Source organism: Asticcacaulis benevestitus DSM 16100 = ATCC BAA-896 (genome assembly GCF_000376105.1).
Taxonomy (GTDB): domain Bacteria; phylum Pseudomonadota; class Alphaproteobacteria; order Caulobacterales; family Caulobacteraceae; genus Asticcacaulis; species Asticcacaulis benevestitus.
Genome location: NZ_AQWM01000012.1, coordinates 100,819 through 111,201 on the forward strand (window position 1 = coordinate 100,819; position 10,383 = coordinate 111,201).

At 55.9% G+C, this 10,383-nt stretch carries 8 protein-coding genes; 4 read left to right on the forward strand and 4 right to left on the reverse strand.

From position 1 onward, the window contains the following. Positions 1–102: 102 nt before the first annotated feature. Positions 103–2,232, reverse strand: a complete 2,130-nt coding sequence (locus tag B060_RS0113425; protein WP_018082310.1) for a right-handed parallel beta-helix repeat-containing protein — start codon at positions 2,230–2,232, stop codon at positions 103–105. Between the two features lie 781 nt (positions 2,233–3,013). On the opposite strand from B060_RS0113425, the gene B060_RS24525 reads away from it, so the two are divergent. From B060_RS24525 to B060_RS28435, 3 genes are all read left to right on the forward strand, one after another. Then, positions 3,014–4,000 (forward strand): hypothetical protein, encoded by a 987-nt coding sequence (locus tag B060_RS24525; RefSeq protein ID WP_018082311.1) that lies wholly within the window; start codon positions 3,014–3,016, stop codon positions 3,998–4,000. Continuing rightward, on the forward strand, positions 3,994–4,749 hold the full coding sequence (locus tag B060_RS0113435) for a hypothetical protein (protein WP_018082312.1): 756 nt from the start codon (positions 3,994–3,996) through the stop codon (positions 4,747–4,749). Before B060_RS24525 ends, B060_RS0113435 begins: the two co-directional genes overlap by 7 nt. A gap of 142 nt (positions 4,750–4,891) precedes the next feature. Continuing rightward, on the forward strand, positions 4,892–5,140 hold the full coding sequence (locus B060_RS28435) for a helix-turn-helix transcriptional regulator (RefSeq protein ID WP_425303995.1): 249 nt from the start codon (positions 4,892–4,894) through the stop codon (positions 5,138–5,140). Positions 5,141–5,311: 171 nt separating this feature from the next. On the opposite strand, the gene B060_RS0113445 is transcribed toward B060_RS28435, so the two are convergent. The 3 genes from B060_RS0113445 to B060_RS24530 all read right to left on the reverse strand — a co-directional run bounded on the left by B060_RS0113445 (position 5,312) and on the right by B060_RS24530 (position 9,597). Then, positions 5,312–7,042, reverse strand: a complete 1,731-nt coding sequence (locus B060_RS0113445; protein WP_018082314.1) for a methyl-accepting chemotaxis protein — start codon at positions 7,040–7,042, stop codon at positions 5,312–5,314. A 122-nt stretch (positions 7,043–7,164) separates the two neighbouring features. Then, positions 7,165–9,126 (reverse strand): TonB-dependent receptor plug domain-containing protein, encoded by a 1,962-nt coding sequence (locus B060_RS0113450; RefSeq protein ID WP_162149148.1) that lies wholly within the window; start codon positions 9,124–9,126, stop codon positions 7,165–7,167. A 93-nt stretch (positions 9,127–9,219) separates the two neighbouring features. After that, on the reverse strand, positions 9,220–9,597 hold the full coding sequence (locus B060_RS24530) for a hypothetical protein (protein WP_018082316.1): 378 nt from the start codon (positions 9,595–9,597) through the stop codon (positions 9,220–9,222). A gap of 584 nt (positions 9,598–10,181) precedes the next feature. Here B060_RS24530 and B060_RS26550 point away from each other — a divergent pair. Then, on the forward strand, positions 10,182–10,383 hold a 202-nt coding region (locus B060_RS26550; RefSeq protein ID WP_018082317.1), incomplete at its 3' end, for a transposase.

The following is a 10,383-nucleotide window of genomic DNA, read 5'->3' on the forward strand; positions in this document are numbered from 1 at the left end:
GCAAAGCCGTGCAAACCGGCTTCATGCAATGGCTCAGCTTCCGTTAAAACACAAGCCCGATATCTGCCGGGCCTGTGTTTTTGGAGTAAAAGCCTTGCCGGGTCACTTTTTGGCCGCCTCCTCCGGTTCGATGCCAGAGCGTGCGATGATCGCCTGGGCAGCGCTGGGCCAGGCCTCACCCTTGACCTCTGTATTGTCGATGAACTGGTTATTCAGATAGTCGGTCCATGAGCCGGAACGCAGGCCGGAATTATACCAGTTGCCTTTGGCAATATTATCCATGGCAGTGCGGCGTGGCGCCAGATTATCCTGGGAGTTGAGGTTCAGCCAGATGCCGACATGGCTGACCACATTGTTGCGCACAGTTACGTATCTCGAACCTTCATCGAGATAGAGGGCGATGCCGCCGGGCACATCATAGACGTAGTTCTCAGCGATCAAGGCGCCCGGATCGGCCGACAGATGATAGATGGCGCCGCCATCGGGGAAGGACTGCTTGACCTCGTGTACGCGGTTGGCGAAGACAACCGTGTCGTGAAGGATGGTGGGCGTATTATAGACCAGATTGCCCGGCTGGTCATAGTAGTCGCGGTTCGCCGTGCGGTATGCGGGCGAACCGCCAGGATCGTTCGCTCCCCAGCCCCAGCCCGTGTCGATGCCGTCATAAGGGGCCAGCGAAACATCGTTGTGGCTGATGACCGCGCCGGCCGCATAGGTCACCATGATGGCGGCCTGTTCGTGATAGTCCTGAGAGATGTTCTGAACCAGATTATTCGAGATCAGGATGTCGGCCACGGTCATTTCCGGGCGGGATGGATGGTGCGCGTCCGGCGTAACGCCGCCTACCATGATCGCGCCCCCGGCCAGATCGGTGAAGCGGCTGCGCACGACATCGATCGTGCTGGCGCCCAAGCCGATGCCGCTGGCATTGGCGTCGGCATTGTTACCGATGCCCAGCCCGATCTGGCCGAGGTGGGTGAACTGGTCGTGCGAGAAGGTGATGCGCTCGGCCGCCGAAACCTGGACGGCGGCGGGTTGCTGACTCCATCTGTTGCGTATGGCCTCGAAAGTCGGACACCCCCAGCTACAGTCACGGATGGGATCCTTCGGATAATTGGGTATCTCGCCCGCAATATAGGCACCGCTTTGCTGGCTGGCATAGCCATTGGGGCCGGAAGGTTGAAGCCAGCTCGTATATTCGAAACTCAGGCCTGTGAAGTCGATATCCGCAACCGGCCTTTCATAGGTGCCACTGACCGACATCAGCCATTCCAGATGCGGCGCCTCGACATCGACCTTAGCCATGTCCTCACCCTTGCGGGGCTTGTAGTAGATTTTCCCGGCCTTCGGATCGGCGAACCATTCGCCTTCGTTGCGCAGGAAGGCCAGGGAATTGACGAACTCAAGCCGTGCATTGTCGGGCGAAACGGGACGGGCTAGTGTATCATAGCCGATGATATTGTCGCGCCAGCCGGGCTGCTGCATGATGATGCGATCGCCTTCGATACGCTGAATGGTGGCGTGGCGGTCGGTGAACCAGCCGAGGTTTTCGATTTCGAGGCGGTTCTGGTCAGGCAGATCGGCTAGGAAGCGCCAGGCCGGATCGACGATCTTCAGGCCCCAGTCGTAGAATTCGAAGGCGGTGCGCGGTGCGATGACGGAGGCGCGGCGCGACAGCTTTTCATTGACCCAGATCTGACGCGGATCCATGCCTTTGGGCATGTCGGCAACCCAGATATTGCGGCCCTGATCAGCCAGGGTCCAGCCCGCGATACGCATGCCCCCCGAAAGTACCGGATGAGCGCCGGGCGCGGCCTGATAGCGCACTTTAAAGCCGTTCTGGCCACCGTCGGCGGCGGTAAAGCGCAGTGGCGCATCGAGGCGATAGACACCATCGTCAAGACTGACCGTAACATCATGATCCTGGTTCAGACTGCGCACAGCCATTTGCGCCCGCGGGAGGGTGGCGAACGGATGGGCCGAAGAGCCGTCATTCTCATCCGAACCCTGGGGCGAAGCATAGACCATGGCGGGGACGGGGGCGGGACGAAGCGCCAGATGCACCCCGCCGGACAGACGATCCGATTTGGGGGGCGCCACAACGGGAATCTGCGGGGCGGGCGAAAGTTCCGCGAAAGTCGGAGCCGCTCTGACGGGCCGGATGAAGACCGGCAGAAGCAGGGCCGATGCAGCGACGGTGCAGAGCAGCGGGCGTAGGCTGGGCTTTTTCATGGTGGCGTTTCCGTTTGCAGATGTACTTTTTTGATTTTTGAAGGAGAGGCGAGCGTGAAGATTTGCCGCAACATCATATGTATGATGTAAAAAATAGCCCTTGTCCACCCTCGTCAGGCGGATGGCAGGGCTTGATAACTGAAGCGAGTGAGATGTGCGCTGCCGGCGCGCGCAGACGGGTCTATGTGGGGGAGACTGACACATCTAATTTGCAGAGGACTGACATTTGCATTTTGCGCGGTAGAATTTAAGTCGGCAGAGCGCAAAGTGTCATATGTCAAAAACTTCCAAGTTTTATCGTCGACGAGGTTTTAGAGAGGATTGCGCCAATCTTTATAGCCGACGAAACGTAGAAATATGCGCAAGCAGTTGATATATAACATTAATTTCCGATAATGCTAACAAAGCGAAAAATTTTCACGCTTCTATCTCGTTGAATTTCCTTATTATTTCAAAAAATGGAACTTCAATCAAGTGTCTCGCGTATTCATGAGACCTGGATAACGGTGCCAGGGCCAGGCCCGGATATCAGTCATCGAGAGGGTAGGGGCCTGCCCCAATTTTTTACTACGAGCTACGGTCTCTAGGGTATGCCTTTCGAAACCAGGCCACGGTGTTTAAGATGGCTCAGGCAGTGCCGGATGCCAATGACGCGATGCTTTTCAAATTGTCCATTTGATCCTCCAAAAAGCATATTTGCGACGCCAACAATAACATTGAATTGAATATTAACTTTGTCAATGATAATGTGCAATTCTGTTGTTATTGAGAGGCTGGATCGGTGGCAAAGAGCGCCCTGCAAAAAGAGATAGAACGCTATGTCGGGGAAACCCTGCATACGCCCGTTCGCTTGAGCGCAATGGAGAATGTCCGGCAGCTTCCGATCTATCTGACATCGGACTATCAGTTTTACGACGTGCTGCTGGGCAACCGGAAACTGGTCTTCATGATCCGTAAGGATGACGCCGGCACACCGGCGGAAATCAGAAAGCACCTGAGCCAGGCACAATCCAAGCTATTTGTGTCGGTCGTTTTTGTGACGGAAAGACTGACCGCAAAGAACCGGTCGCGGCTGATCAAGGACGCGATCCCCTTCGTGGTACCGGGAAACCAGCTCTACATTCCGGAGCTGGCCTTGGACTTGCGTGAACATTTTCGAGCTCAGAAGGTCAAGGCGGGCGAGGCGCTGACGCCGGTCGCCCAGGCAGTGCTATTCCGCCATCTGTTGGGCATCCGCAAGCGTGACGTCACCGCGTCCGATATCGCCGGCAATTTGAATTATACACCGATGTCGATCGGACGCGCCATCGACGTGCTGACGGATCTTGGATTGGCGACTTCCGACAAGGTCGGCCGCGAGCGTCATATTCATTTTGAGCTAGAAGGCGAGGCGCTGTTTGAGCGCGCCAAGCCCCTGTTGCGCAGCCCTGTACGCTCACTGCGCTATTTGACGGGCGCCGAACGGTTTCCGAATTTCAGGCTTGCCGGCGAATCCGCCCTGGCAAAATTGACGCCGTTAAATCCACCGGACGTGAAGCACTTCGCGGCAAGCCTGGCTTACTGGAATGAAATTCAGGAAACTGAGGATGTGGCAGAGGTTGACCCGGAGGAGGCGGAGGCCATTTTAGAAATCTGGTCCTACGATCCGGCGCCACTGGCTAGGAAGATGACGGTTGATTCACTATCGCTCTATGCTCAGTTCATGGGTCATCCGGACGAACGGATAGCGATGGCCACGGACGAACTGTTAGGAACACTGAATTGGTAATTGGCCTCGATAAATTCCGGAAATTCTTCGCCGGGCATGAAGATAGCTACGCCGTTATCGGTGGTAGCGCGTGCGATATCATATTCAACACCGCCGGCATCCCATTCCGGGCGACCAAAGACATCGACATGGTCATCAGCGTCGAGGTCGTGTCGGCTGCGTTTGCGAAGGTGTTCGCCGACTTTCTGGCGGCCGGCGGCTACGAGGTGCTCGAAGGTACTGACGGGCCACGGCAGTTTTTCCGGTTCCAAAAGCCGAAAGATCCGACCTTTCCCTTCATGATCGAGCTGTTTTCGCGTAAGCCTGACCAATTCGCCTTGCCGGATGACCTCCATATCGTGCCCATCCCGGTCGAAGACGCCTTGATCAGCCTGTCGGCGATCCTGCTTGACGATGCCTATTTCGATGCCTTGAAGGCCAATAAGCGTATCGAGGATGGCGTTGCCATCCTCGATGAGCGCCTGCTGATCCCCTTCAAAGCGCGAGCCTATCTCGACCTGGCCGCGCGAAAAGCCGAGGGGGGAGGGGCCGACTCGAAGGACATTCGCAAGCAGATGATGGACGTGTTCCGTCTGGTCCAAGTCCTGCCGGGCGATGAGCGAGTGACCTTGCCCGACACTATCCAGGGCGATTTGCAAGCATTTGTCGACGCCGTGGAAGACAAGGAAACTTACGACAAGAAGCAGTCCAAGCTTCCCTTTACGATGCCGGAAGGCATCGCCTTGCTTCGGTCTATCTATGGCCTGTGAATGCACTAAACGGGTCGAATACGGCTGCGGGGACTCTACAGGCTGGATCGCGGCTGTGCGATGTCTCTGTGTCGGAAAGGTGCTGGCTGCCATCCACCTAAATCCGGACCAGGACTGGAGCATTGAGGCACTCGCGAAAATTATGGGCCCCTCGCGGTCAAGCTTTGCAGAGAAGTTTGCGACTACCGTCGGCGAGACGCCAGCGCGATATGTGGCGCGCATCCGAATGTCCCGCGCGCGGCAGTGGATCGCAAAGGACAATACCAAGCTGTCCGTTGTTGCCCGGAGGCTAGGATACGATTCCGAAGCCTCGTTCAGCCGCGCTTTCAAACGCATCATTGCGCTTGATGTTATATCGCACTCGGGGATTGAACCGGATAGTCAACACTAGGTTTTCGTTAGTCAGCTTTTAGTACCCTGAAGTGATGGCGACGGGCAGAAACTAGGGGTTATCGACGAAACGGTGCCGATAGGCAAAGGGATCACCTCACGTTCCGCGGAGTAGCGAACCGGCTGCCCATGGGAGATGCCGGGTAGGGAAGGGAGCCGTACTCTCTCCGTATCAAATGGCAGCCGCTCGACCTAGAAAGGTTTCGACAACAAGCTTCATATGTTCGGCTTGCCCTGACAGGCTGTGAGATGCCTCATTTACGGCACTGGAAACTTCACCGGACTGCTCGGCGGCGCGATTTAAATCCTCCATAGTGGATGTAGCCTCTCCAGCCCCCTGCAAAGCTTTTGATAAACTTTGCGTAATTTCATGGGTGGCCAGGACCTGCTGTCGTACGGACTCCGATGTATTGTTGGAAATACCCAGCATCTGCGTGATGACCTCGTCGATCGCCGTTATTTCGGTGGTTGTCTGCGACGCAGCGGCCTGAACCTCAGCTATCCGATTGCGAATCTCTTCCGTAGCTTTCGACGTTGCTGAAGCGAGTGTCTTGACCTCGGTCGCCACAACCGCGAAGCCTTTACCTGCATCGCCAGCGCGAGCCGCTTCAATTGTTGCGTTTAGAGCGAGAAGATTGGTCTGACTGGCAATAGTCGCGATCAAATTGACAATGTCATTAATTCCACCCACCGCTTGGCTGAGCTTTTCAACGGCTTTTTGCGTTAATTCGGCATGTTGAGACGCATTTCGAGCAACCTCTGCAGAAGTGGCCGCTTGGCGATCAACTTCCGAAATTGTTGCGCCTAGTTCTTCGGAGGCGGCTGCGACCGTACTCATAGAATCCCGGACGCTAAAAATGGAAGTCACGGCCGAGTGCGCGCGAGATGTATTTTCATTCGCGGTGGAGGTTAAAATGGAAGCGCTCTGCTCCAGATGACTTGACGCCTTTTCCACGCCTCGGATTAGAGTGGCAAACTCCCCATTGAAACCCATTATCAATTGCTCCATTTCTTTGGAGCGCCGCAGCCGGTCGCTGTCTGACGCGTCTTGCGCGACCTTTAGGGCGACACCCTGCTCCGTCATGTTTTTGAACACCGTTAAGGCGTCTACTACCTTTCCGAGCTCATCGCCTCGCGCCAAGGATTCCGGCGTTACACGCATATCGCCTTCAGCAAGTTTCTGCGTTGTCTCGGCGATGTCTTGGATCGACTTCGCTGTGGACCTTCCTATGAGCAGCCCCGAGCCACCGGCCGTTAGAGCAGCCAGGACTGACAAGCTGCCCACAATTAATATCTGGAAACGCGCTTCTTTTTCGCTTTGGGCAGCGAGCGCTTTTGCCTTTTTGTTGGTTCGGTCAATGACCTTCTGGACAATGGCATCGGTGCTCCGTTCCGAGTCGCCATAGGGCCCCAGAAATGAAATCGCTGCGTTGAGGTCAATTTCGAGCATAGATGAGACAAACTCGATTGCGCCTTTTTGGGTATCGATCTCCTTTACCACGGCTTGAAGGCTTTTTTTGTCTTCGGTATCAGTCGTTATAGCGGCGCGGGCCTTGACCTTGTCTTGCAGCAATTTCAGATTTTCGGATATTTTCATGGCATTGGCCGCACTGCCCTTTGTCATGTCGCCACCTGCGCGTGCGGCAAGGGTATTGTAGAGGTCGCGGGCGTCGCCGCGCAATTCGCCACGCACATCGCCCATAAACAAGGCGTTCTGCATGGCGCCATTCACTACCCCGTCCATCAATCTTGTTTGTGCATTCAATGCCAAGGCTGCTGTCACGGCCAGAACGGCGATCAGCGCGACCGCCGCCATAGCAGGCACCAAGAACTTCCAGATGAACGGCCAGTCCGCGGGCCTGAAGCCGCCCTTGATCGCTACGAATTTGCCGGTCTGTGTCATGCGTTTATTCCTATAAAGGCTTCTCGCCGGCGGCACTCTCATGCGCGGGCTCAAGCGTCGAAATAACTCCGAAGAAAGAGTTTTGCCTGGAAGGGGCGCCCCCATTAGGAACACCCCATAGGCTACCAAGTCTTGGTGATGGTGAACTGCATACTCCGCTCGGCTTCCAGTCCGGTCGTCTGCTTTTGACGATTGCTGCCAAGGTTCTGTCCGCTCAGCGCGAGTATGACACCGTCGTCCATCTTGTAGCCGATGCGGCCTGACAGGGCGGTATAGGCCTTGACCGGCACTAGGGCACCATTGAGCAGGCTGTAGAACTGGTAGTCACTGACATAGTGAAGGTTGGCGTCGGCCTCCCAATGGCCCTTTTCCCAGTCCCCGCCGATATTCCCGCGGAACTTGGGCGTGGTGTCCTGGAAGGCGACGGAACGGGCGACGGCGTTCACGCCGGTCGTCAGCTTGTCCTTGACGTCCGTATAGGTCGTGTCGGCGCGCCAGCTCAGGCCGTCCGCGATCTTGCCGGTCGCGGTAAGCTCGACGCCCTTCTCGTGGGAGGCGCCGACATTGATGAAGCTGAAGGCGCCGTTGGTTGTCGCCGTCGGCAGATAATCGAGCGCGGTGACCTGAGCGTTGCTCTTCAGGTCGGTCCAATCCTGCACGAACAGCCGTGCGCCGATCTTAGCGATCATGAAATCATGATCGTAAGCCAGCTCGTAGTTGGTCACGATCGAAGGATTGAGTTTCGGATTGCCGAGCAAATTTAGGGTGAACCCAGGGGCCACCGGGATGCCAGTCTGGACGCCGCCCAACTCGATCAGGCTGGGCGCCTGGATGCCCCGGGCGAAAGAAAGCTTGACGGTGTCATAGGCTGTAGGTCGCCAAGCGCCCGTCAAGTTGATGCTGGGCTCGACAATATCCCGGTTCCAGTGGTTGTTGTCGGCGAGCGCGACGTTCGGCGCGAAGCTCCCGCTACGGCTCAGCTTAAGGTCATCAACTCGAAGCGCCGTGGTGAGGGTGAGTTGTCGATTGATGGCCCAGTTCCACATGCCCGAGCCGGACCAGACGTCGTAGCTGATATTGGCGCCGCCGATCGGAGCCACGTTCAGCGTGTTGTGGCGGTACTCGGCGGCCACCCGGAAGGTGTGGTCAGCGCCGATTTTGAACAGATCTTGCAGACTGGCCACGGTGATGGCGTTGTTCCATTCAGTCACGCCAAGACGGCTCGCATACTTGGACGTCAGCTGGTTCTGATAGGCTTGAGCTTGGATAAGACCCCAACGGGTCTCGGAGATGAGGGTCGCCTTTTCGGAAGCGTTAATCATCTTGATGACGCCATATCCCACGCCGAGGTTGTTATCCTGTTGGATGTTCGACCAGGAGCCCTCGACCCTCAGCTCTGTCTTGGGCGCGAGCTGGGCGACAATATCCAGATTGGACTTCACGCTTGCTGGATCGTACAGGTCGCTCGCCAGTGGCAGGGCGCCGGTGGGCTTCCACTCGTCCCGGGAGGTGCCGCCTACTGAAAGGCGGGCGGAGACGTTCGGGCCGATCTTGAAGGTGGTGACCAGGGAGCCCTCGCGCTGGCCGTTGAGGCCGCCTCGCAGGGTGGCAATGTTGGTGTCGTCGTACTTGGGGTTATAGGTGATAATATTGATCACCCCGGAGGCGGCGTTGAAGCCGAACAGGGCGGAGTTGGGCCCCTTGACCACCTCGATCTGACGAATTTCCTCAAGTTGGACCGGGATGGCTGCCCAGGTGGTCAGCCCATAGTGGTCCAGATAGACTTGGCGGCCGTTGACCAGCACCAGCAGGCGCGGGGAGGCCAACTGGTTATAGCCTCGGACATTGACTTCCGATTGCCCGGCCGTGGTGTTTAGCACATCGATGCCGGCCGCACGTTGCAGGATGCCTGAGATCGTCGTCTCGCCCGAGCGGCGGATCTCGTCGGCGGTGATGATCTGCATATCGGCCGGGGCTTCGGTGGAGCGCTGCGGCGAACCAGTCGCCGACGTCGTGACGGGTTCGTTGAATAGAGTTTGTAAGGATCCATAATCAACCGACTGGGCGTGTGCAGTTGCCGCCAAGGCAAGTGTCATTGCCGTCGAGACAAATAGAATGCGGTAGACAATTTTCGTTTTCATGATTTGTGCTCTGTACTGTTATATTACTTTGTACTGTTATATTTCTTTGATCATCATTTTGAACGCCGCCTTAAAGGCGGCACCGATGGCGGCGGCAGCGGAATGATTGACCGTGATGCCGACCTTCGGATCGGCGGCAACGCCCATGACGCAGGCGCCAGAGTTTACGCAGCCCATATCTGCGCTGATCGTCAGTACTTTCTTCGCCTTGCCGGCCGCGCCAACAGCCGCATAATTGACGCCGTGGGTAAGATAGAGTGCATATACATCCCCGGCGGCGCCGAGGGACGAGGCATCTACTGGTTTACCAACTATCGTCGCTGAACCCGCTGTCATGCCGGCGCCAATCGAACCCATGATTTCGTCCTTTTCGGCGACCGAACCCGGCTTCGACGGATCATATACAATACCCATCACAACACGCCCTGATGGTGGGTTTTCCAGGAAACCCAGCGTACGGCCCGCAACCTGAATCTCGCGGGCGCCTTCTGCGAAACAAATTTGCGGTAGTCCAAGGGCCGATATAACCATGGCGGCAGACAATAGACTACGGGTGAACTCTACTCTCACATTAACCTCACTATTAAATATTACTTGGTCAAGTGATGCTCCCTATGTAATAATTAATAGTTAAATCTATATTTATAACGGCTATTTCAAAGCTTAATAGATACAATTGCCATTGCCGTGGTGCAAATTTGACAAATATTATAGTCGAAATTGATAACTTAATACCGTACAATTGACAATTATCAATTGTCAGTTACAAAAAATTTACTTATAAGATACAGCGCTATAAAGAATTTAGACTCATTCCAGCCATTGTCATGAGCATCTCCAAAACTGCCGACCATTATGTAGTCTCCGGCGATGGCGTGAAATTCCCAAATCCCCATCTCAGTGCCATGCAGTGGTTGTCCACAGTCCGGTGAAATAGCCCCATAATTGACCGGACAGGATCTCCCACTTAAATAAGAGGTAGGAGCAATGTCGTCATTATGACCAGCCACAATCCAAAGATAGAAATTCTGGGACAGGAACGGCGCCGCCGTTGGACAACAGCTGAGAAGCTGTCGATGGTTCAGGAAACGTATGAGCCAGAGGTCACGGTGAGCCTTGTGGCCAGGCGCCACGGTGTTCAGCCCAATCAGTTATTTGCCTGGCGCAAATTGGCCTCTCAAGGGGCGTTCACGGCGACCG

Excerpts from the sequence above, each read along its gene's own strand:
- B060_RS0113425 (WP_018082310.1), bottom strand. The coding sequence starts at position 2,232 with ATGAAAAAGCCCAGCCTACGCCCGCTGCTCTGCACCGTCGCTGCATCG.
- B060_RS28435 (WP_425303995.1), top strand. The coding sequence starts at position 4,892 with ATGGGCCCCTCGCGGTCAAGCTTTGCAGAGAAGTTTGCGACTACCGTC.
- B060_RS24530 (WP_018082316.1), bottom strand. The coding sequence starts at position 9,597 with ATGGGTATTGTATATGATCCGTCGAAGCCGGGTTCGGTCGCCGAAAAG.
- B060_RS0113445 (WP_018082314.1), bottom strand. The coding sequence starts at position 7,042 with ATGACACAGACCGGCAAATTCGTAGCGATCAAGGGCGGCTTCAGGCCC.